Origin of the sequence: Micromonospora sp. HM5-17, assembly GCF_003762835.1 — a bacterium.
GTDB lineage: Bacteria > Actinomycetota > Actinomycetes > Mycobacteriales > Micromonosporaceae > Plantactinospora.
Window position 1 is genome coordinate 108316 of sequence record NZ_RJWA01000007.1, and the last position, 21678, is coordinate 129993.

Annotated in this window: 14 protein-coding genes; 7 read left to right on the forward strand and 7 right to left on the reverse strand. The window is 74.5% G+C overall.

The window, feature by feature from the left end:
• Positions 1-7: 7 nt before the first annotated feature.
• The 3 genes from EF879_RS20215 to EF879_RS20225 all read left to right on the forward strand — a co-directional run bounded on the left by EF879_RS20215 (position 8) and on the right by EF879_RS20225 (position 3866).
• On the forward strand, positions 8-1930 hold the full coding sequence (locus EF879_RS20215) for a bifunctional 3'-5' exonuclease/DNA polymerase (protein WP_123560950.1): 1923 nt from the start codon (positions 8-10) through the stop codon (positions 1928-1930).
• Between the two features lie 201 nt (positions 1931-2131).
• Positions 2132-2731, forward strand: coding sequence for an NTP transferase domain-containing protein (locus EF879_RS20220; RefSeq protein WP_123560952.1), 600 nt, complete (start codon positions 2132-2134; stop codon positions 2729-2731).
• A 52-nt stretch (positions 2732-2783) separates the two neighbouring features.
• Complete coding sequence (locus tag EF879_RS20225; RefSeq protein WP_233604614.1) at positions 2784-3866, forward strand: phosphotransferase; 1083 nt, start codon at positions 2784-2786, stop codon at positions 3864-3866.
• Positions 3867-4021: 155 nt separating this feature from the next.
• On the opposite strand, the gene EF879_RS20230 is transcribed toward EF879_RS20225, so the two are convergent.
• From EF879_RS20230 to EF879_RS20245, 4 genes are all read right to left on the reverse strand, one after another.
• Positions 4022-4831, reverse strand: coding sequence for a metal-dependent hydrolase (locus EF879_RS20230; RefSeq protein ID WP_123560954.1), 810 nt, complete (start codon positions 4829-4831; stop codon positions 4022-4024).
• A 185-nt stretch (positions 4832-5016) separates the two neighbouring features.
• Entirely contained in the window at positions 5017-7116 is a 2100-nt protein-coding gene (locus EF879_RS27745) for a serine/threonine-protein kinase (RefSeq protein ID WP_233604615.1), read from the reverse strand.
• 195 nt (positions 7117-7311) lie between these two features.
• Entirely contained in the window at positions 7312-8094 is a 783-nt protein-coding gene (locus EF879_RS20240) for a hypothetical protein (RefSeq protein ID WP_148086490.1), read from the reverse strand.
• Between the two features lie 169 nt (positions 8095-8263).
• Complete coding sequence (locus EF879_RS20245) at positions 8264-9190, reverse strand: acetamidase/formamidase family protein (protein ID WP_123560958.1); 927 nt, start codon at positions 9188-9190, stop codon at positions 8264-8266.
• Positions 9191-9346: 156 nt separating this feature from the next.
• Here EF879_RS20245 and EF879_RS20250 point away from each other — a divergent pair, with 156 nt between their 5' ends.
• Positions 9347-10291, forward strand: coding sequence for an FAD-dependent oxidoreductase (locus EF879_RS20250; RefSeq protein ID WP_123560960.1), 945 nt, complete (start codon positions 9347-9349; stop codon positions 10289-10291).
• An 83-nt stretch (positions 10292-10374) separates the two neighbouring features.
• Here the strand turns inward: EF879_RS20250 and EF879_RS20255 are convergent, their stop codons facing one another.
• Together EF879_RS20255 and EF879_RS20260 are read right to left on the reverse strand one after the other, a co-directional pair.
• Positions 10375-12393, reverse strand: coding sequence for a bifunctional diguanylate cyclase/phosphodiesterase (locus EF879_RS20255; protein ID WP_148086491.1), 2019 nt, complete (start codon positions 12391-12393; stop codon positions 10375-10377).
• Positions 12394-12689: 296 nt separating this feature from the next.
• Complete coding sequence (locus tag EF879_RS20260; RefSeq protein WP_123560964.1) at positions 12690-13121, reverse strand: hypothetical protein; 432 nt, start codon at positions 13119-13121, stop codon at positions 12690-12692.
• A gap of 920 nt (positions 13122-14041) precedes the next feature.
• Here EF879_RS20260 and EF879_RS20265 point away from each other — a divergent pair.
• On the forward strand, positions 14042-14941 hold the full coding sequence (locus EF879_RS20265; RefSeq protein ID WP_123560966.1) for a DMT family transporter: 900 nt from the start codon (positions 14042-14044) through the stop codon (positions 14939-14941).
• 227 nt (positions 14942-15168) lie between these two features.
• On the opposite strand, the gene EF879_RS20270 is transcribed toward EF879_RS20265, so the two are convergent.
• Entirely contained in the window at positions 15169-17202 is a 2034-nt protein-coding gene (locus tag EF879_RS20270; protein ID WP_123560968.1) for an anthranilate synthase family protein, read from the reverse strand.
• A 403-nt stretch (positions 17203-17605) separates the two neighbouring features.
• On the opposite strand from EF879_RS20270, the gene EF879_RS20275 reads away from it, so the two are divergent.
• The gene (locus tag EF879_RS20275) at positions 17606-19021 is read left to right on the forward strand and encodes an FGGY family carbohydrate kinase (RefSeq protein ID WP_123560970.1); all 1416 of its coding nucleotides are present in this window, start codon (positions 17606-17608) and stop codon (positions 19019-19021) included.
• A gap of 217 nt (positions 19022-19238) precedes the next feature.
• The gene (locus EF879_RS20280; protein ID WP_233604616.1) at positions 19239-21677 is read left to right on the forward strand and encodes a nitrate- and nitrite sensing domain-containing protein; all 2439 of its coding nucleotides are present in this window, start codon (positions 19239-19241) and stop codon (positions 21675-21677) included.
• Position 21678 lies beyond the last annotated feature (1 nt).

The following is a 21678-nucleotide window of genomic DNA, read 5'->3' on the forward strand; positions in this document are numbered from 1 at the left end:
GGCGGGCCTGTCGGCCGGTGCGGGCAGAATCGCCGACGTGTTGGTGGCGGTGGTCGCGGAGGAGGACGGGGGCGGCGGCTCGCTCCAGCCGGTGCACCCGGACGGCCGCCCGGCCGGTGCGGCGGAGCGGGTCCCGGACCTGGTGGCGGCGATCGCGGCCCGGGAACGCCGGGAACACCCCCGCTGGGTGTGGGCCTCGACCGCGGCCATCTATCCGAGGCTGCTCCGGGCCGGGGTTCGGGTCGACCGCTGCCACGACGTCGAACTGACCGAGGCGCTGCTGCTCGGCTACGCCGGCCGCTGGGGTGAGCCGCGCACGCTGCCCGCCGCGTGGGCCCGGCTGACCGGTGCCCCGGTGCCGGCGGACCCGCCGCCCCGGGCCGCGGCGCCCCCGGGCGATCACCAGGGCGCCCTCTTCGAGGTGGCCGCGGGTCCGCCGTCACCCGGACTCGACGCGCTGGTCCGGGTCTACGCCGACCAGCAGATCCGGATCAACGCGACCGCGCACCCGGGACGTTTCCGGCTGCTGGTCGCCGCCGAGTCGGCCGGCGCGCTGATCGCGGTCGAGATGGGGGCGACCGGGCTGCCGTGGCGGGCGGACGTCCACGACGCGCTTCTGGTCGAGCTGCTCGGCGAACCGTCGCCGGTCGGCGGGCCACCGCGGCGGCTGGCCGAGCTGGCCAGCCGGATCGCCGGGGCGTTCGGCGTACGGCAGCTGCATCCGGAGTCCCCGGCAGAACTGCTCCGGGCCTTCGCCCGGGCCGGGTACGACCTGCCCAACACCCGGTCCTGGGTGCTGCGCGGGGTGGACCACCCGGCGGTGCCGCTGGTCCTGGAGTACAAGGAGCTCTACCGGATCTGGACCGCCCACGGCTGGGCCTGGCGGCAGGCGTGGGTTTCCGACGGGCGCTTCCGCCCGGAGTACGTTCCGGCCGGGGTGGTCTCCGGCCGGTGGGCGACCCGGGGCGGCGGGGCGTTGCAGATCCCGAAGGTCATCCGGCGGGCGGTCCGGGCCGACCCGGGGTGGCGGTTGGTGGTCGCCGATGCCGGGCAGCTGGACCCCCGGGTGCTGGCGGCGGTCTCCGGCGACACCCGGCTCGCCGCCGCCGCTGGCTCCGGCGACCTCTACGCGGCGCTGGCCCGGGAGAGCTTCGGGGGTGACCGGGCCCGGGCCAAGCTGGCCCTGCTCGGCGCCATGTACGGCCAGACCGGCGGCGAGGCGATCCCGGCGTTGGCGGTGCTGCGCCGCAACTACCCGACCGCCTTCGAGTACGTCGAGGCGGCGGCCCGGACGGGTGAGGCCGGCGGGCTGGTCCGCTCCTGGCTGGGGCGTACCTGTCCGCCGTCGTCCGTCACGGTGCGCGAGTCGGAGGACGGGACGGGGTCGGTCCTGGAGGCGGCCGAGGTCGACCCGTTCGGCCCCCGGGCCCGGGCCGCGGCCCGGGCCCGGGGGCGTTTCACCCGCAACTTCGTGATCCAGGCGACGGCGGCGGAGTGGGCGTTGACCCTGCTGGCGGTGCTCCGTAACCGGCTGGCCGAGCTGGGGACGGATCCGGTCGGCGCGGCGCCGCCCGTCACCGATGTCGGGCTGGTCGCGGGGGCGACGGGGCTGGTCGCGGACGAGGCGGGGACGGCTGGGCTGGGTCGGGACGGTGCGGCGGCGGCCGGGCTGGTCGCGGATGGTGCGGCGGAGGCCGGGCCGGGTCGGGGCGGCGCCGGCGCGGGCGGGACCGGGTCACCCCGCGGCCCGGAACTCGTCTTCTTCCAGCACGACGAGGTCCTGGTGCACTGCCCGGCCGAGCAGGCCGACCAGGTCGCCGCGGCGGTACGCCAGGCCGCGGCCCAGGCCGGGCGGCTGCTCTTCGGCGACACCCCGGTCCGGTTCCCGGTGGACGTCTCCGTGGTCGAGTGCTACGCGGATGCTGTCTAGTTCAAAGGCTGATGCGGCATAGCTCCAAAATAGTCCGTTTAGTGCCGATACTTGGCTCGCGCCTGCTCGTTGGGTCCGGTGTGCGCGCGGCGGGAGCCGCGCGGGCGACGTCGTGCGGCCCGGGGCTCGCACGAACGGCGTCGCGCGGCCCGGGGCTCGCGCGACCGACGGAAGGTGACGCAACTGAGCCGGACTGCAGGAATGATCATTGCCGCGGGCGGAGGGCGCCGGATCGGCGGCCCGGAGGCGTTGTTGCACCGGGGCGGACGACCGCTGGTGAACCACGTGCTCGAGACCATGCGCGAGGCGGGGTGCGGCCCCGTCGTCGTGGTCCTCGGGGCCGCGGCCGAGCAGGTACGGGCCACCGCCGACCTCTCCGAGGCGATCGTGGCGGTCAACCGCTCCTGGGGCACCGGGATCGGGTCGTCCATCCGGCTGGGCCTGGACCAGCTGTCCGATCCGCGGACCGAGGCGGTGGTCGTGGTCCCGGTCGACATGCCGGGGCTGACCGTCGCGGCGGTACGCCGGGTCGCGGCGCTGCCGTACCCGGAAGCCCTGGTCTGCGCCACCTACGGCGGACTGCGGGGGTACCCGATGCTCTTCGGCCGTCGGCACTGGGCCGGGATCGCCGCCCTCGCCAACGCCGACGTCGGGGCGCGGCCGTACCTGATGGCGCACAAGGACGAGATCGTCGACATCGCCTGCGACACCGTGGCGGACGGCAGCCGGGCGAACACCCCGGAACTGCTCGCCGCCTGGGGGCTGACCGTGCCGGTACCGACGCAGCGGGTGGCGGTGTGAACCGGCCCAGCCGGCGGCGTCCCGACCGGTTGGCGCGGCTAGCCTGGGACCGGTGTCCGAACCCCTCCCCGTATCCGTCGCCGCACCGGCCGATTCCGGTGGGCCCGGCCGCCCACCGGCGGATCTGGTCGGCACCGACGCGTCCGCCGAGGCCCTGACCCACAACGCCCTCAACGCCGCGACCGGTGGCATCTGGCGGGTGACCCGGAACGGGCGCTCGGCGGTGCTGAAGATCGCGACGCCGGGTCGGGACCGAGGCCTGCCGCAGTGGGCCAGCAGCGACGACCCCGGGCACTGGAACTACTGGCGCCGCGAGCTGCTCGCCTACCGGAGCGGACTGGCCGCGACCGCGTTCGCCGAGGGCGGCGTCCGGGCGCCGGAGCTGCTCGACACCGTGGCGCGGCCGGACGGCTCGGTCGGGCTCTGGCTCGCCGACGTGCCCGGCCGGACCGGCGGGGCCTGCCGGCCGGACGACCTGGGTGACCTCGCCGCCCGGCTCGGCACCGCGCAGGCCGCCCGGATGGCGGACCTTCCCGACCACCCGTGGCTGGCCCGGGACTGGCTCCGCGACTACGTCCTCTCCCGGGACGTCACCGAGCCGGTGGACTGGGATCATCCGGTGGCGGTCCGGTGGTGGCCGGCGCGGCTACGCGACCGGCTGCGTCGACTCTGGGAGCGGCGCCGCGATGTCCTCGCCGCCACCGACCGTCTGCCCCGGACGCTCTGCCACCACGACGTCTGGCCGATGAACCTGGTCGTCGACGCCGACGGGCCGGTGCTGCTCGACTGGGCCTGTGTCGGACCCGGTCCGGTCGGCGAGGACGCCGCCAACCTGATCCTGGACACCTTCTTCGACGGCCTCGTCGACGTCGCGCTGCTCGACGAGGTTGCCACGGCGGTGATCGACGGCTACACGGCCGGGATGCGCGGAGTGATCGCCGCGGACGAGGTACGCCGGGCCATCCGGCTGACCGCGGCGGCGAAGTACTGCTGGTTGGCGCCCCGGATGCTGAACCTCGCGGCCGGTGCCGGTGGCCGCGTCGCCGCGACGTACGACCGGCGCGGCCAAGCGGAGGTCTTCGCCGCCCGGGCACCGCTGCTCGCCCTGCTCACCGACTGGCTGGCCGCCGACTGAGCCCATCGGGTCGTACCGATCCGGGCGATGGTGCCGGCCGGACGGCCGAGCCCGCCGGACGGGTCGGACCCGGCCGGCAGACGCCGGCGGTCGGGGAGCGTTGCCGCCGGAGACCCGGCCGGATCGCGGCGCCGGCGCCCCGACCGGACCCCGGGTCAGGCCTCGCCGTTGAACCGCCGCAGCAGCGTGGGGATGAGCAGACCGGCCGCGGAGACCAGCGCGATGACGGTGAAGACCGTCCGCAGCACCGTCTTCTCCACCTTCCCACCGGCGGTGATGGCGATCTTGTTCGGCAGACCGATCATCATCCACATCCGACGCTTGATCGGGATCGGCCACAGGATCGGTACGCCGTTGCGGGTGATCATGTCACCGAGGATGTGGACGAAGCAGCCGACACCCATCGCCAGGCCGAGCATCGGGTAGCCCCGGTCGCCGGGCAGGTGCAGGTAGGTGAAGTACGCCGCCGCCGCCGACAGCAGCGTGATGACGACCCAGCCGGCGCGCTTCGCCCACTCGTCGAAGAGCCCCCGCAGCGCCAGCCCGATCATGAAGAAGAGGATGCTGATGACGGCCCACTTCCCGTACGCGTTGCAGAGCGCGGTGGTACCCCAGCCGACCAGCACGGTGAACGGCAGGGTGTGGGTCAGGGTGCGGTGGCCGTTGTCGCGGTCGGGATCCCGCTTCTGCCGGGTGGCGTGGTACACGCCGAGCGAGATCTTCTCCACCACCTCGGCGATGAAGAGCGAGACCACGCCGAAGGTGCGGGCGACGGTGGCACCACCCTTGTTGGCGGTCACCTTGCCGGACATGTCGAGGTCGGGGAAGAGCGCTCCGCCCGCGCAGACCGCGGTGCCGACCGCGATCGCCAGCGGCGACTGCTCGTAGCCCGCGAACTGGTCCAGCGCCCACGAGCCGGCCAGCCAGACCGCCGCCCCGGACAGGGCATGGGATGGCCCCATCATCGTTTCGTATCCTCCCCCGGCACCCACCAGATGGCCGCAGACACTGTGCCAAACGGGGACGCGGCGTTCAATCACCTCTTGATCCACACAAGACCGCTCGGCGTGTCGTGCCCCCGCGGCACCCGGGCCGGGCCGCGCGTCCACCCGCGGCGCCGCATGTCGACGGTACGGGCGGTGCCGTCCGGTCAACCGGCCGGGCGGAAGCTGGACCGCACCATCCGCAGGTGGTCCTGGTTGACCCCCCAGTCGAACTCGCGGGTCAGCCAGGAGACCGTGTACGCCCGGCGTCCCGAGGCGTTGATCAGCATCCGTACCGCGTGCACGCGTTCGCCCTGCGGATTGATCCACCGGCACTCCCACACCGCACCGCCGCCCTGGATGTCGAGCGGCCCGATCTCCACCTGCTCGTAGCCGGCGAGGGCGCCCTGGGCCAGCAGTTGGCGCTCCTTCTCCCGCCAGTACGCCTCGGCGTCGGAGGTCGGCGGGGTGGCGGGGTCGACGCTCAGCACCCGGGCCGTGCCGTCGACGGGCTCCCGGAAGCAGGCGACCGTACCGTCCGTGTAGTGAAGCCAGCCGATCGGGACGGCGATCCGGAACCCCGACGGGTCGGTGTACCAGGTCCAGTTCTCGATCAGGCCGGACCGCTCGTCCGGCGGGCGCGGGGCGGCGGTGACCGGGACGCCTCGGACGTCCCCGAGCGCGCACGGGAACCCGCCCGGACCGGTGGCGGCCGGGGTCCCGGACCGGTTCGCGACCGGCTCGGCCCCGGCGCCGAGGTGGGCCCGGACCGCGAGGGCGGTGCCGAGCGCGGCCACCACGGCGCAGGTCAGCCCGGCCGCCAGCAGGCGCGCGGCGTGCCGGCGCGCCCAGCCCGGCAGGCGAGATCCGGCGCGTCCGGCCCGTACCGGTGCGTCCGCCGGCGACGGCCACGTGGCCTGCTCCGCCGGTCGGCCCGGTCCGGTCCCCTCCGGCGGGTCGGCGCCGTGGCGTCGATTCCGTTCGGCGTCCGGTGCTGGCGGAACCGCCCGGCGCCGCCGGAACGGCCGGATCCACGGCCTCGACCCGGGCCGGCCGTCCGACCCGGGAGGCGCGTCCGACCCGGGAGGCGCGTCCGACCCGGGAGGCGCGTCCGACCCGGGCCGCGTTCCCGGTCGGGCTCCCGGCTCGGGCGGCGTCGCCGGTCGGACGCCCGGCCCAGGCCGCGCTGCCGGCCCGGATCGCGCTGTCGCCTCGGGCCGCGCTGTCGCCTCGGGTCGCGCTCCCGGCTCGTGCCGCGGGCGCGGTTCGGGCTGTAGGCGCGGTTCGGGCTGTAGGCGCTGGTTCGGGGTACGGCGGCGTCGGCTCGGTCGGCGGGTGGCCGGTGTGGCCCGGTCGGTGCCGAGCCCTGGCGAGTCGGTCGCCGGAGTCTCCAGGGGAGGGTGGGCGAGGGAGCGGGCGAGAGCCAGCGGGTGCCGGGCGGCGCGGGCCGGTGGCGGGTCGACGATTCGGCGCAGCAGCCGCTCGACCTCGTCGGCGGTGAGCCGCTGCCGGGGGTCACGGCGCAGCAGCCCGGCCAGGACCGGCCGGAGCGGGCCGGCCCGGGTGGTGGGGTCCGGCGGAGCCACCGCCAACGCGGTGAGGGTCGCCATCGCCGTCGGCCGGCTGTACGGGGAACGTCCCTCCACCGCCGCGTACAACGTGGCGCCGAGCGACCACAGGTCGGACTCGACGGTCGACGAGCCGTCGGCGGCTCGCTCGGGGGAGACGTACTGGGGCGAGCCGAGCACGACGCCGTCCCGGGTGAGGGCGCCGTCCCCGCCGTCCACGGTGGCGAGTCCGAAGTCGGTGAGGACCACCCGGCCGTCGTCGGCGATCAGAACGTTGTGCGGCTTCACGTCGCGGTGCAGCACCCCGGAGGCGTGCGCGGCGCGCAGCGCGGCGAGGATCGCGAGGCCGACCTCGGCGGTCCGGCGCGGGGTCAGCGGACCGTCGGTGTCGAGCACCTGCTGCATCGAGCGGGACGGGACGTACTCCATGACGATCCACGGGGAGTCGGCGGAGTACAGCACGTCGTAGACGCGGACCACGTTGGGGTGGTTCAGCCGGGCGGCCGTCCGCGCCTCCCGTAGGGTCCGGGCGCGTAACTCGGCCCGCTCCTCCGGGGTCATCCACCCCGGCGGGATCACCTGCTTCATCGCGACCGGGCGGTGCAGCATCTCGTCGCGGGCGAGCCAGACCCGGCCCATCCCCCCGCTGCCGATGGTGTGCAGCAGCAGGTAGCGATCCGCGATCCGTACCTCCGGCACCGGCGGTTTCCCCTCTGTTACCCGCCGTAACACGATAGCGAGTGGACCATGCCTGACGCATCCTTCGGAAGGCGTCGGTACAGCTCCGCCCACTGATCGCCACCGCACCGCCGGGGTGCAAGGAAGGGCCCCCTACTATCGCTTTCTGTCGTACAAGGGGCCCTTCCTAACACGTACGGCGAGCCGCAGGGTCTGCTAGCGGTGCCGTACCAGCAGGACGCCGGCCGCGAAGATCGCCGCCGGCACCCCGACCAGCGCCACGAACAGTGCCGGCACCCTGAAGAGTGGGTGCTCCAGTTGCTGGGGGGAGAACGCCCAGTCGCCGAGGGCGGCGTCGGCCAGGACGACCAGCGCCGCGACCGGTACGAAGAGGACGGCGAGCCGTCGGCGTAGCGGTGCCGCAAGGGTGGCGACCGTGACCACCAGGGTCAGTACGGCCACCACGACTCCGGCGGCGTAGAGCGCGACCACCAGCTCCGACGAGGCGGAGAGGCCGAACGAGCCGTCGCCGCGCTGCGCGTTCAGGCTGGGGGCGTGAACGTACAGGGTCGGCTCGCCGAGCTTATTGAGCAGAAAGATGCCGTCGATCAGGACGAGAGCCGCAACGACGGGGAGCAGGCGCCATACCCGGAGCACTGCCACCGCCCGGCGGGACGGTGCCGGGACCGTCAACGCGGCGGCGGCGATGAGGGTGGGGGCCACCCGCCACAGGGAGCCGATCGCCATGACCGGGTCGGCGCCGAAGCGCGACACGAGCAGCACCACCTCGGCGACCGCCGCGGTCCAGGCGAGTACGGCGGCCGACCGGCGCAGCCCGACCAGTATGGCGGCGCAGACCACGGCCCAGCCTGCGAAGCGGAGCCGGTCGCCGAGGTCGCTCGGCCCGGCGTGCCAGATCGAGATCTCCGCGCCAGCGGCCGTGATGATCGTGTGACCGGCGAAGGTGAGGAGGACGAGGGCGGCCAGCAGACCGCTCACCGCGGCAGTGTCGGCCCAGGCCGGCTCGGTGAACCCCCGCATCGTCACGGCGAGCCGGGCCCGTAGGCCGGCGCCAACCAGGTTGACGGCCTCACCCGCGCAGAGTCGGCCGCGCAGACGCGGGTACGCAGATCCGGGTACGCAGATCCGAGCGCGCAGACTCGGGCGCTCAGGCCACGGCGCCGTCGCGGAGCACGGCGTGCGCGCCGACGATCTGGTTGACGATCTGCGTCACCCGGACGTCGACCGCGACGCTGGCCAGGGCCACCGCATCGGGGCGGCTGACCCCGTACAGCCGCTGGAGCAGCGTCAGCATCGACGACAGCGCGGCGTAGGTCGCGTCGTCCAGCGTCGCCCCGACGCCCATGGTCAGCCAGGCGTCGGCGGTCCGGGCGACCGGACCGGTGACCGGAAAGTCGTCACGGACGGTGAAGGTCAGGGTCACCTCGTCCATCGGGCACTCGATGGCGGTGCCGCCGATCTCTCCGTCCCCCTGCGCGGCGTGGCCGTCGCCGACCGAGAAGAGGCCGCCGTCGACCGGGATCGGCAGCAGCAGGGTGCTGCCGGCGGTCAGCTCCTTGCAGTCCAGGTTGCCGCCACAGGGCCGGGGCGGGACCGTGGAGTGCCGTCCGGGCTCGGCCGGCGGCATCCCGAGCACCCCCATGAAGGGACGCAGCGCGACGGTGTGGCCGTGCTGGTTGCGGCCGGTCATCGTCGCGACGTCGAGTTCCCAGGCGTGCACCACGCCCTCCTGCTCGACGCCGTACCGCTCGTTGAACCCGCTCGGCCACCCGCCGGCCACGGTGGTGCCCCAGGCGCCCGGGATGACCGCGTCGATGCGTACCTCGAGGGTCTGGCCGGCGCGGGCCCCGCGGACCGCGACCGGACCGACGAGGGCGTGGCCGTGGTCCGGCCGGTACTGCGGAACCCGGGGCCGATCCCGGTTGCGCCCGCCCGGGTACGGGCCAGCCGACCACCAGCAGTCCAGGGTGCGGTAGGTGACGGTGTCACCGGGGTCGATGGTGAGCACCGGCGCGAAGTCGGGGGAGAAGTGACCGTGCAGGGTGTCGTCGCCCGGGATGAGGGAGTGTCGCATCTGCGCAGGCTAGTTGCTGTGCACCGCCTGGGGTAGCGGCGCGACGGCCCCGGGTCACCGGCCAACCGGCCGGCCCGCGTCGTCCCGGGGATGCGTGAGGTCCACGACCCGGAGACCGAACTGGATCGTCGGGCCCGGAGACCGCACCCTGGAGGCATGGACGACGTGCTCGTGGTCGGCGCCGGCGTGGTCGGGCTGACCTGCGCGGTGCGGCTCGCCGAGGCCGGGGCCCGGGTACGGGTGATCACGGCGGACGAGCCGGCGGAGACGGTGTCCCGGATCGCCGCCGCGGTCTGGTATCCGACCCGGACCGACCCCGATCCCCGGGTGCTCGACTGGGCGGGGCAGACCTTCGACGAACTCGCCGCGCAGGCAGCGCGGGGGGTGCCCGGCGTGGTGATGCGGCCGACCCGGATGCTGCTGCGCGCGGAGGTTTCCGACCATCCGTGGTGGTCGGCCGCCGTACCGGACTTCCAGATCGTCCCGCCCGCACCCGGCTACGCCGGCGAGTGGCGGTTCACGGTGCCGAGCGTGGAGATGGCGCCGTACCTGGAGTGGCTGCGGGAACGGCTCGCCGGGCTCGGCGTCCCGGTACGCCGGCAGCGCATCCGAACCCTGCGCGAGGTGGCCGGGCTCGCGCCGGTCGTGGTGAACGCGACCGGGCTGGCGGCGGGGCGGCTCGCCGACGACCCCGCCGTGTATCCGGTGCGGGGACGGATCGTCGTGGTCGCCAATCCGGGCCTTTCCACCTCGCTGCGCGACGAGGGACATCCGGCCGGCCCGACGTACGTCCACCCGCGCAGCCGGGACGTGGTGCTCGGCGGCACCTTCGAGCCGTACGAGACGGACACGGCACCGGACGAGGAGGTGGCCCGGGCCATCGTGGCCCGATGCGTCGCGCTCGTCCCGGAACTGGCCGGGGCGCCGGTGCTCGGCCAGCTCACCGGGCTGCGGCCGGCGCGGCACGGTGGCCCCCGGGTGGCCCTGGACCCGTCCGGCCCGGACGGGATCCGCCTGATCCACAACTACGGGCACGGTGGTGCCGGGGTGACCCTGGCCTGGGGCTGCGCGGCCGAGGTGGTGGCGCTGGCCAGCCGCTGACGGTGTCGGACGACGGCCGCCTGTCGGGGGTTCCGACGACGGCCGTTGGTCGAGGGTTCGGACGACGGTGGTGTGCCGGCGGTTCAGGAGACGGTCGCGGAGACGCCGTCCGGGCTGCCGACCCGCTCCATCAGCGTCCGCAGCGGCTCCGGCCGCCCCAGGTGGTAGCCCTGCCCCCGGTCGACGCCGAGCCGGCGCAGCACCGGCACCAGTTCGGGCCGGTCGATGTGCTCGGCCACGGTCCGCATCCCGAGCCCGTGTGCGGCCCGGACCACGGCGTCGATCAGGATCGGATCCGAGCCGCCGTGGTCGGCGTGCCGGACGAACTCGCCGGCGATCTTCACGGTGCTGAACGGCAGGTGCTTCAGATAGACGAACGAGCCGTACCCGGCGCCGAAATCGTCGAGACTGAACCGGCATCCGGCCGAGGTCAGCGTCGAGGCGAGCCGGCGGGCCGCGTCCAGGTTCTCGATCGCCGTCGTCTCGGTGATCTCCAAACCGAGCTGGGTGGCGGGTACGCCGGCGGCGGTCAGGGTGCCGACCACCCAGTCCCCGAAGCTCGGATCCTCCAGCGAGCGGCTGGAGATGTTGACGTCGAAGCGCAGGTCCATCCCGGCAGCCCGGGCCGAGGCGAGGGCGCGGGTGGCGGTCTCCACGACCCACCGGTCCAGCTCGTAGATCATGTCGCCGCGTTCGAGTGCGGGCAGGAACTCGCCGGGACCGATCTGGCGGCGCTGGTCGTCCCGGACCCGCAGCAGCAGTTCGTAGCTGCGGATCCGCTCGTCGGTGAGGTCGATGATCGGCTGGGCGTCGAGTTGGAGCTGCCCGGTCTCCAGGGCTCGGCGGACCCGCGACACCACGTGCACGCGTTCGGCGGCGAGCCGCTGCTGTTCCGGGGCGAAGAGGCGGGCGCGGTTGCGGCCCTCGCCCTTGGCCTGGTAGAGCGCCAGGTCGGCGTGGGCGAGCAGCAGCGTGTCGTCGTCGGTACTGTCGAGCGGGGCCGCCCCGATGCTCAGCGTCACCCGCAGCGGCTCGTCGTGTACGGCGAGCGGGGTGCGGGCCACCAGGTCGCAGAGCCCGGCGCCGACGGCGAGCGCCTGATCCGCGTCACAGGACGGAAGCAGGACGGCGAACTCGTCTCCGCCCAGCCGGCCCAGCACCGCCTCGGCGGGAAGGTGCTCGGTCAGCAGCCGGGCCAGCAGGCGGAGCACCTCGTCGCCGACGGTGTGCCCGCGTAGGTCGTTGATGTCCTTGAAGTTGTCGATGTCGAGCAGCAGCAGCGCGGCCGTCGTCCCGCCGGCGGCGGTCAGTTCACTCATCCGGGCGGTGAGGGCCCGTCGGTTCGGCAATCCGGTGAGCGGATCGTGCGTCGCCAGGTACGCCAACTCGTCCTGGGCCTGGCGGATCTCGGTGATGTCGTGCGCCGTCCCCAGCATCCGCAGTGGCTGGCCGGACTCGTCGGTGAAGACCTCGCCGTAGCATTGCAGCACCCGCATCTGCCGGCCGTCGGCCCGGTACATCCGGTGCACGTAGGTGAACGACGAGCCGTCCCGGATCGCCTGGTCGAGGGCGGCCTCGACCAGACCGAGGTCGTCGGGGTGGATCATCTCCCGGTAGGTCGGGTAGTCCAGGTCGGTCTCCGGAGCCAGCCCGATCATGGCCTTGAGGGTGGGGGACCAGACCACCTGGTCGGTCGGGAGATGCCACTCCCAGGTGCCGACCCGGGCCAGTTGCTCGATGCGGTTGAGCCGCCAGGCGTAGTCGTCCGCGCGGTGCTGTGCGGCCCGCTCGTCGGTGACGTCGGTGAACTCGTACAGCAGCGGCACGGGATCGCCGTCCTCGGCCGGGACTCCGGGTGCGCGCCGACAGGTCACCCGGAAATGCCGGGTGCTGCCGTCGGCCGCCGGACACCGCAGCTCGACCGGAGGCCCGTCCGGGACCGCGGTCGCGAACGGCAGTACGTCGAGACTGTCGCCGATGAGCTGCTCCAGCCGCCGTGCGGCGTCGTTGCGCCAGAAGACCACGCCCTGCTCGGAGGTGATCAGCAGCGGTGTGGAGACGGCGTCGAGCAGCGCGGCGGGCGCACTCGGCTGTGCGGGCACTGAGCCTCCCGTGGAGATCGGCCGGATCCAGGCGGGGACACCGGGCGCGCACGACCGGCCGTGAGGCCACCGAGTGTACGGAGACGAATCGCCGTCGCCAACCACTGATCCGGACCCCGGAGCAGCGAGGTTGGCGTCGACCAGCGGCGCGGAGCCGGGACCGGGAATCGACGGCGGTCGTCAGGGCTGGCCGGGTGGGGCCCGCGGACGATCGCCATCGCGCAGCGGCGGAACTCCTCGGCCGGATACCGCTGGCGGCCTCGGGGCTGGCCGGCCCGGGTCTCGTCGACCAGCCGTCAGACTGTCGGCGGCAACGCGCTCACCTGGACCAGATAGGACATTGACTCGGCCGGTTCCTCCCGGTAGGAGACGCGCTGGATCTGCCGGTCGTCCACGTAGAGGGTGACGTCGGCGAGCACCCCGAGGTGCGCCAGCCCGATGGCGGCCGCCCGCTTCTTGTCCTGGAGCACCGCGCCGATCCCGCCGATCAGCGCCGCCACGTCGGCCGTACGTCCTCCGGGTGGGCACCGTAGGACGATGTCGAGGGCGACGGGTCCGGTCAGCGCCATCCACCCGCTGCGTTGCGCGGCGTCACAGGCGGCCCGGAGCAGGGCCCGGACGCGGCTCGCCTGACGGTGTCCGGCCGCGAAGAGGGACAGTGCCTCGGTCCTGACCGGGGGCGGGCCGCTGACCTCGAACGACAGCGTGAGCACCCGGGTGTCCTGCACGACGGCACCTCCTTCGACATCGATCCTGCCGAACGGATCGCGGGGGCGAAGCGGTTCACCCGATCGGGGCGGGACCCGCTGATCGGGCGCGGCGGCCCGGGGCGTCCCGGCGCGGGCCGGGTGCCCGACAGAGCCGGCGTCGTTCGGCGTGGTGCGCGTCCGGGGCGGGTCGGCGTCGACGGCGACCGTCGCGGGCCGGAGGTAACGACCACGGTAGCGGAGGCGCGGGCGAGCCGGAATACCACAGTGGAGACCTCGCCGCCGTCCGGTAGCCCGCGCCCGGCCACCAGCCCCGGGCGGAGAGCGAGACGAACCGAGAGCGAGGAAGAGGCGATCGGAGAGGCAGGACGAGACGACCTGAGGGGGAGGGAGGGGCGATCTCGAGAGGGAGAGCGAGGCGACCCGAGCGGGATGGTGAGGCGACCGGGGCGGAGAGCGGGGCGACCCGAGCGGGATGGTGAGGCGACCGGGGCGGAGAGCGGGGCGATCGGAGAGGAAGAAGGAGGAGAGCGGAGCGACCGGTGAGGAAAAGGATGCGTTCTCCGAGAACGACGAGGCGGGCGGGGCGGAGGGCGAGCTGCCCCGGGCGGAGAGCGCGGTGATCCGGGCAAACCGCCCGGACGGTGTCTCGGGGCGCAGGGAGCGGCCTCTTCTTCCTCACCGGTCGCTCCGCTCTCCTCGACGGCGCCTCAGGGCGCAGGGAGCGGTCCCGAGGCGTCGCAGCCGACGAGGACCTTGGGAGGGACGTACCGGGGCCGGAGTGACCGGGTGTCGACGGGCTCGCCGGCGTCGGCGGGATCCGGGAGCGGACGGCCGACCGGCCGGCCCTCGCGGAACCATCCGTGCCCGCCGGTCCGGCCACGTAGCGTGACCGTTGTGGGTAGGGGACCGGCGGCGGCCCGGGGCGGCGGGAGCTGAGCGTGGTCGTGGCGGCGATACTGCTGGCGCTCGCCGCCGCCGGCTGTTGCGCGCTCGGGGCGGCGTTGCAGCAGCGGGCCGCCCGGATGGAGCCGCCGCACGCGACGTTCGACCCCCGGCTGTTCGTCCGGCTGCTGCGTCGACGGCGGTGGCTGCTCGCCAAGGTTCCCGATCTCGTCGGCACCGGCCTCCAGGCCCTCGCCCTCCGGTTCGGGCCGATCACCCTGGTCCAGCCCCTGATGATCACCGGCATGTTCCTGGCGATCCCCCTGGAAGCCGCGCTGGACCATCGCCGGCCCCATCCCCGGGACGTCGCCGCGGTCACCTGCTGCGTACTCGGGCTGGCGGCCTTCCTCGTCGCCGCGCGACCCCAGGCGGGCGTACCGGAGCCCTCGGTGATGGGCTGGCTCGGGGTGGGACTGGTCGGGGGCGCCCTGTTCGGGCTCTGCCTCGCCCTCGCCTGCAGGGCCACCGACGACGCCCTCCGGGGCACCCTGCTCGGGATCGCCAGCGGGCTGCTGTACGCCGGCACGGCGTCGCTGCTCAAGACGTTCGCCGGGCGGGCCTTCGCCGACCCGATCGCCGCGCTCGCCGACTGGCACCTCTACGCCCTCGCCGTCACCGGGATCTCGGCGGTGGCGCTCAACCAGAACGCCTTCCAGAACGGCCCGCTCGCCGCGCCGCTGACCGCGATCACCCTGGTGGACCCGGTCGCCAGCATCGTGGTCGGGGTGACCGCCTTCCACGAGAGGCTCGCCTTCGGCGGCCTGCGGCTGTTGGTCGAGGTCCCCGCCGTGCTGGCGATGGTGTTCGGGATCTGGCTGGCCGGCACCCGGCCCACCGGGCGCGAGGGCTTCGAGGGCGGCGCCGCGACCAGCGGGACCGAGGCCACCGGCCGGTGACCCCGGGGTACCCGGTGGGCGCGGACGACGCCGGGCCGCGGGTCTCCCCGCCGGGACCGGCGGCACCTTGGGCGCGAGCGGACCGGCGGCACCTTGACGTGACCGGAGCTAGCGACGCCTCGGGCGCGGCCGGCGGCCGGGGCCGGTCACCGGACCGGTGGCCCGGACGAGGGCTTTCGACCCGCCCGGACCACCGGCGCCCGACCGACTACCCGGAACGCCGCGGACTATGCCTCCGCGACCCGGTCCGGCACCGCCGCGTACGCCGTCCCGGGCGCCCCGGGCGCGGCCGGAGCGGGGAGCAGCCAGCCAAGGAGGTCGGCCAGGACGGCGAGGCCGTCCCGGCTCAGCACCGACTCGGGGTGGAACTGGACGCCCGCGTACGTCGTCCCGCGCAGCGCGTGCACCGCGCCGTCGGCGGCCTCCCGGGCCAGCCGTACCGGCCCGTACGGGCCGGTGACCTCCGCGGCCTCGGCCACCGCCGTGTAGCTGGAGTAGAACCCGACCCGTCGGACCGTCCCGAACAGGTCGATGTCGCGGTGCAGTCCCTGGTACGGCATGACCCGGCGGCGCAGCGTCAGCCCGAGCCGACCGGCCAGGACCTGGTGCCCGAGACAGACCCCGAGCGTCGGGTGGCCGGCCCGGAGCAGCCGTTCGACCGTGGCGTCCAGTGCGGCCATCTTCGGGTCGGTCAGGTCGCTCGGGTCGCCGGGGCCCGGGCCCACCACGGTCACGTCGGCGGCGGTCGGATCCAGGCCGGCCCCCAGCTCGGTCCAGGCGTGGACGTCGACGGACGCCCCGAGCGCCCGTAGTTGGTGGGCGAGCATGCCGGTGAAGGTGTCCTCGGCGTCGATGACGAGGACCCGGCGACCGGCGAGCCAGGGCAGCACCGTGGCCTCCGGCCTCCGCTGTTCGAGCCAGAACGGCGCCAGAATGTCGTTGCGCGCCGCCAGCGCCGCGCGTACCGCCGGATCCTCGGCGAGCCGGACCTCCGCCGCCACCGTGGTCTCGGCGGGTTCGCGGCGCGTCTCGGTGGCTGCCCGGCCCGGTACGGCGGGTTCGCGGCGTATCCCGGTCGCTGCCCGGCCCGGCGCGGCCGGACCCAGCCCCAACGCGGCCAGCACCCCGGCGGCCTTGGCGTGGGTCTCGGCGACCTCGCCGGCCGGGGTGGAGTGCCGTACCAGGGTCGCCCCGACCGACACCCGCAGTGCGCCGGCCGGGGAGAGCTCCGCGGTCCGGATCAGGATCGGCGCGTCCAGGGTCTGCCGGCCGGTGTCGTCGACGCCCAGCAGCGCGAGTACGCCCGCGTAGTAGCCCCGACCGCGCCGCTCGTGCCGGGCGATCACCCGGCAGGCGTTCTCCATCGGGCTGCCGGTGACGGTGGGGGCGAACATGGTCCGGCGCAGAACCTCCCGGACGTCCAGCGAACCCCGCCCGGCGAGCAGGTACTCGGTGTGCACGAGGTGCGCCATCTCTTTCAGGTACGGCCCGAGCACCTGGCCGCCGTGCTCGGCGACGGTCGCCATCATCTTCAGTTCCTCGTCGAGCACCATGTAGAGTTCGTCGATCTCCTTCGGGTCCGCGAGGAACTCCAGCAGCGCCGCCCGATCCGCCGCCGCGCCCGGGTGTCGGAAGGTCCCGCTGATCGGGTTCATCATGACCAGGCCGTCCTCGACGCTCACGTGGCGCTCCGGCGACGCGCCGACCAGGGTCCGGTCGCCGGTGTGCACCAGGAACGTCCAGTAGGCCCCCCGCTCGTCGGTCAGCAGCCGGCGTAGCGCGGCCGTCGCGGCCGGCAGGGGCGGACCGGCCAGCGTGCCCCGGTACGAGCGGTGGATCACGAAGTTGGCTCCCTCGCCCCGGCCGATCTCGTCGCGGAGCACCCGGTCGACGGTCGCGGCGTACTCGGCGTCGGAGATGTCGAACCCGCCGTCGCGGACCGGCACCGTGGTGTCGGGCAGCGCGGCCAGCGCCTCCGCCAGCGGGACCCGCTCGTGCCCGGCGAGCACGAGGCAGGCCAGCGGGGCACCGTCGTCGGCACAGGCGAACCCGCGCTCGGCGATCTGCCGGTACGGCACCAGGGCCAGCGTGCGGGGGCCGGCCGGGCCGGGCTCCAGGGGGATGTCGGCGAGCCGGTCGACGGTGCGCAGGGTGCCGGTGAAGACCTCGAGGCCGGCGGCGCCCTCCCGCCGTATCAGGGCGAACGGTCCCGGGTCGGCGCCGGTGGCGACCGTGTCGAGCAGGTGTCGGAGCAGTGTCATCGGGTCGTTCCCCTCGCTCGGGGCCGTCCGGCGGGGCCGGAAGCGGGGAGGAACGCCGGCGGCCGCCGCGTGGGCGGCCGCGTGGAAGACTACGCGCGGAGGTCGGCCGCCACAGTGGCGGCCCACCAGGACTGACGTCGCGCGAGCACGGGCCGAGTCTAGGTCAACCACCGCCCCGGAGCCGCCCGCTCCCACCAGATGGGCGGCCCGTGGCCCCGTGAGCCGGCAGGACCAGGGCGACGGGCGCCCGGCGCCGCCGGACGTCCCACCGCCCGCGTCACGAGCGCCCGGCGACCGCCGGCCCGCGTCGCGACCGCCCGGTCGGCCGGCGGTGTCGCCCCGCCGGCTCAGGCCTGCGCGACCGCGACATCAGCGGCACCCGGAGCGGGTACGGTTTCCGTCGATGAGGATTCTCGCTCTCGACCTGGGTACGTCGTCGGTACGCGGCCTGGTGCTGGATGCCGGCGCCCGGCCGCTGCCGGACGCGCTGGCCCGGCGCAGGATTCCGCTCGAGATCCGGGACGGGGGCGTGGCCACGATCGACGGGCCGGCGTACCTCGCCGCGCTCGTCGCGTGCCTCGACGACCTCTCCGACGCCGGTCACCTGGACGGCGTCGAACTGGTCGCCACCGCGGCACAGTGGCACTCGGTGGTCCCGCTCGACCCGGGCGGCGACCCACGCGGCCCGGTGCTGACGTGGCTGGACACCCGACCCGTCGCCCCGGCCGGCGTTCCGGGGCCGGCGGACCCGGACGCCTTCCACCAGCGGACCGGGACGTGGTGGCACCGGGTCTACTGGTCGATACGCCTGCCGTGGTTGCGGGAACAGCTGGGCGGCGGCCCGATCCGCTTCGCCGGCCTGGTCGAGTACGTCCTCGGCCGGCTGCTCACCGAGTCGGTCATGTCGGTCTCCCAGGCCTCCGGCACCGGCCTGCTCGACCTCAGCGCCCTCGACTGGGACCCGGAGGCGTGCGAGCTGGCCGGGGTCCGGCCGGGCGAGCTGCCGACGCTGGCCCCGCCGCGGTGGAGTGGACGGTTGCGGCCGGACTACGCCACCCGCTGGCCGGCGCTGCGGGCGGCCCGGTGGGCGCCGCCGCTGGGCGACGGGGCCGCCTCCAACATCGGCTGCGGCTGCTACGACACCCGCCGGGTCGCGGTCACGGTCGGCACCTCGGCGGCGGTGCGGCTGGTCCAGTTCGCCCCGGCCGGCGGAGAGCTGCCGCCCCTGCCCGACCAGCTCTGGCGCTACCGGATGGACCACGATCACGTGGTCACCGGTGGTGCCTTCTCCGACGGCGGCAGTCTGTACGCCTGGGCACGCCGCGAACTGCGCCTGCCCGAGGGACCGGAGCTGGACCGGGCGTTGGCCAGGGTGCCGCCGAGCGGCGGACCCGTCCGGGCGGATCCCCGGCTCGGCGGCGACCGGCCCCCGGGGCAGGCTCCGGGTGGCTCCGGGGTGCTGGCCGGGATCGGTCTGAACACGACGGCCGTGGAGATCCTGGCCGGCCTGATGGCCGCGCTCTGCGCCCAGACCGACGACGTCGTCTCCACGATCGAGTCCACTCTGGACCATCGGGTCGAGGCGGTGCTCGGTGGCGGTGCGGTGGCCGCCTCGGCCTGGTGGCGGCAGGCGTTCGCGGTCGCGCTGGCGCCCCGCGAGGTCTGGCACGCCCGCAATCCGGAGATCGGTGCGGTGGGCGCGGCGCTGGTGGCGATCGGGCGGCTGGACGGGGCATCGGGTGTGGACCGGATCGTCCGGACGGACGAGGGTATGTCGGGAACAGCGACACGGGGTGATCTCCGGCAGTATTCTTCGTGACCTGTTTCCGTTGCCAGATCATTGACAGCGGGACCACGCCTGATTTGAAATGACTCGCGCTCATTGGCGCACTGGTGCTTCGACGACGGTAGGAGGCATGGTGGCGGTTGCCCCGGACCCGTCGCACGGGGCCGTCTCGCGACACCGTCGGCGCCGTCTTGACGTCCGGATCGTTCCCCATCGGCGCCGTTCTCTGTTCCGGCTGCGCGACTGGCGGATGCGGAGCAAGCTTGCGGCGGTGCTGGTCGTCCCCTCGGTGGCGTTCCTGGTGGTCGCCGGGGTCCAGACGGCGACGCTGGTCAGCCAGGCGGACCTGTTGGACGAGTTCGCCGACCAGGTTCGGGTCGGCCGGGAGATCACCGGGCTCATCCACGAACTTCAGCGGGAGCGGGACCAGACCGCCGGAGAGCTGGCGGCGCTCTCCGTGTCGCCCGGTCGGATCGAGCCGGGGCAGCCGCTGCCCGCGCTGGAGCCGGTCTATCCGGTCTCGGACCAGGCGATCGTCCGGTTCCGGGAGGCGGCGGCCCCGCTGGCCCAGGGGGAGGTCTCCTGGCGGATCTCGTACGACCGGGCCGACGAGGCGCTCAAGCGGCTGCCCGAGATCCGGGCCGCGGTGCCGGCCGCCGGGCTGACCCCGGACCCGATCCTGGCCGAGTACGACCGGACGATCGAGGCGCTGCTGGTGTTGCTGGCCGAGCCGTCGCCCGGAACCAGCCGTCCGGAGCTGGCCGACACCGTGCAGCGGTACGTCGAGTTCGCCTGGGTCAAGGAGATCAACTCACGGATCCGGGCTGAGCTGTACGCCGCCGCCCGGGCCGGTCACTACGACTCGGTCGACCTGGTCAAGCTGGCCGACCTGCGGGCCCAGCAGCTCAGTGGGATCGCCGGCTTCCGCCTCTCGGCGACGGATCAGCAGATCCAGCGGTACGCGGCCGTCGCCGCCGACCCCAACTTCGTGGCGGCGGTGAAGCTGGAGGAGAGCACGATCGCCGCCGGCGAGCGCGGTGCCGCTCTGCTGAAACCGGGCGAGTGGTGGACGGCGAGCGTACACCGGCAGGAGCTGCTGCGGCAGGTGGAGGTCGGTGTGCTCGACGACGCGATCCGGGAGGCCGACCGGCGCAGCGCCGCGCAACTGCGGCGGACGATGCTGACCGCCGGCGGTGTCCTGGCGGTCCTGGTGGCCGCGCTGCTGACCTCGGTCGTCATCGGCCGTTCCATCGCCCGCTCGCTGCGGATGCTGCGCAACCAGGCGTTGCGGGTGGCCCAGATCGAGCTGCCGGAGACGCTGGAGCGGCTGCGTACCGCCGACCCGACGACGACCACGATCGAGGTGCCACCGGCCGACGTCCGGTCGATGGACGAGATCGGCGAGGTGGCGGAGGCCTTCGTGGCGGTGCACCGCAGCGCGGTGTCGCTGGCGCTGGAGCAGGCCACCATGCGTCGCCACGTCAACGCCATGTTCGTCAACCTCGCCCGGCGCAGCCAGGTGCTGGTCGAGCGCCAGCTCGAGCTGCTGGACGAACTGGAGCGGGACGAGAGCGACCCGGACCAGCTGGCGAACCTCTTCAAGCTCGACCACCTCGCCGCCCGGATGCGGCGTAACGACGACAGCCTGCTGGTGCTGGCCGGTACCGAGGCGACCCGCCGGTGGAACCGGCCGGTGCCGCTCTCCACGGTCATCCTCGCCGCGGTCGCCGAGATCGAGCAGTACCAGCGGGTCCGGCACGACGCCGACGACGCGCTGCACGTCGTCGGGCACGCGGTCGCCGACCTCGTCCACCTTCTCGCCGAGCTGCTGGAGAACGCGACCTCGTTCTCCCGGCCGGAGACGCTGGTGCAGGTCGGGGCGACGGCGCGGCCGGACGGCGGAGTCCTGCTGGAGATCGTCGACGAGGGTCTCGGGATGAGCCCGAAGGCACTGGAGGAGGCGAACGAGGTCCTCGCGGAGCCGCCGGCCGCCGACGTCGCCGCGTCGGAGCGGATGGGCCTGTTCGTCGTCAGCCACCTGGCGGCCCGCCAGGGCGTCCAGGTGCGGCTCGCGCCGACCGGGCGCGGCGGCCTGGTCGCCAGCGTGCTGGTGCCGCCGAGCCTGCTGGCGCCCGCTCCGGCGGCCCCGGAACGCGGTCCCGAGCGACGGATGCTCACCACCGTGGCGGGCGCGGTCGCCGGCCCGCAGAGCGCCGGTCGTCCGCCGGCCGCACCCGCGGGCGCGCCGGGCGACGGTTCCGCCGGTGCGGACAGTGCGGCGGGCCGGACCGTCCGCCGGGAGAATCCCACCCGGGCCGAGGACGTGCTCGGCGCGGCGAGCAGCGAGCGGGAGCGGCCCAGCACCTGGTGGTCCCGGCAGGGTGGGCGGTCCGCCTCGGGTACGGCGGCCGGTCCGGCCGCGACGTCGCACTCCGACGCCCCTCCGGCGGTTCCGGTGACCGGCGGCGTCAACTCCCGGGGGTTGCCGATCCGGGTGCCGATGGCCCAGTTGCCGACCACTACCGGACCGGCCCAACCCAAGGTGCCCGTACGACGCGAGGAACCGGACCCGGAGCAGGTAGGCGGGATGTTGTCGCGGTACTACCGTGGCATCCGGCGTGCCGAGAGTGAGGACACGATGGTGATACCGGTGGCGCCAGCCGGCGCGGGCAGCGAAGAGGAGAAGTAGG

What these genes read in the sequence shown, in the direction of transcription:
- EF879_RS20275 (WP_123560970.1), top strand. Translation starts at nt 17,606, where the DNA reads ATGAGGATTCTCGCTCTCGACCTGGGTACGTCGTCGGTACGCGGCCTG.
- EF879_RS20220 (WP_123560952.1), top strand. Translation starts at nt 2,132, where the DNA reads ATGATCATTGCCGCGGGCGGAGGGCGCCGGATCGGCGGCCCGGAGGCG.
- EF879_RS20230 (WP_123560954.1), bottom strand. Translation starts at nt 4,831, where the DNA reads ATGATGGGGCCATCCCATGCCCTGTCCGGGGCGGCGGTCTGGCTGGCC.
- EF879_RS20270 (WP_123560968.1), bottom strand. Translation starts at nt 17,202, where the DNA reads ATGACACTGCTCCGACACCTGCTCGACACGGTCGCCACCGGCGCCGAC.
- EF879_RS20245 (WP_123560958.1), bottom strand. Translation starts at nt 9,190, where the DNA reads ATGCGACACTCCCTCATCCCGGGCGACGACACCCTGCACGGTCACTTC.
- EF879_RS20250 (WP_123560960.1), top strand. Translation starts at nt 9,347, where the DNA reads ATGGACGACGTGCTCGTGGTCGGCGCCGGCGTGGTCGGGCTGACCTGC.
- EF879_RS20280 (WP_233604616.1), top strand. Translation starts at nt 19,239, where the DNA reads ATGCGGAGCAAGCTTGCGGCGGTGCTGGTCGTCCCCTCGGTGGCGTTC.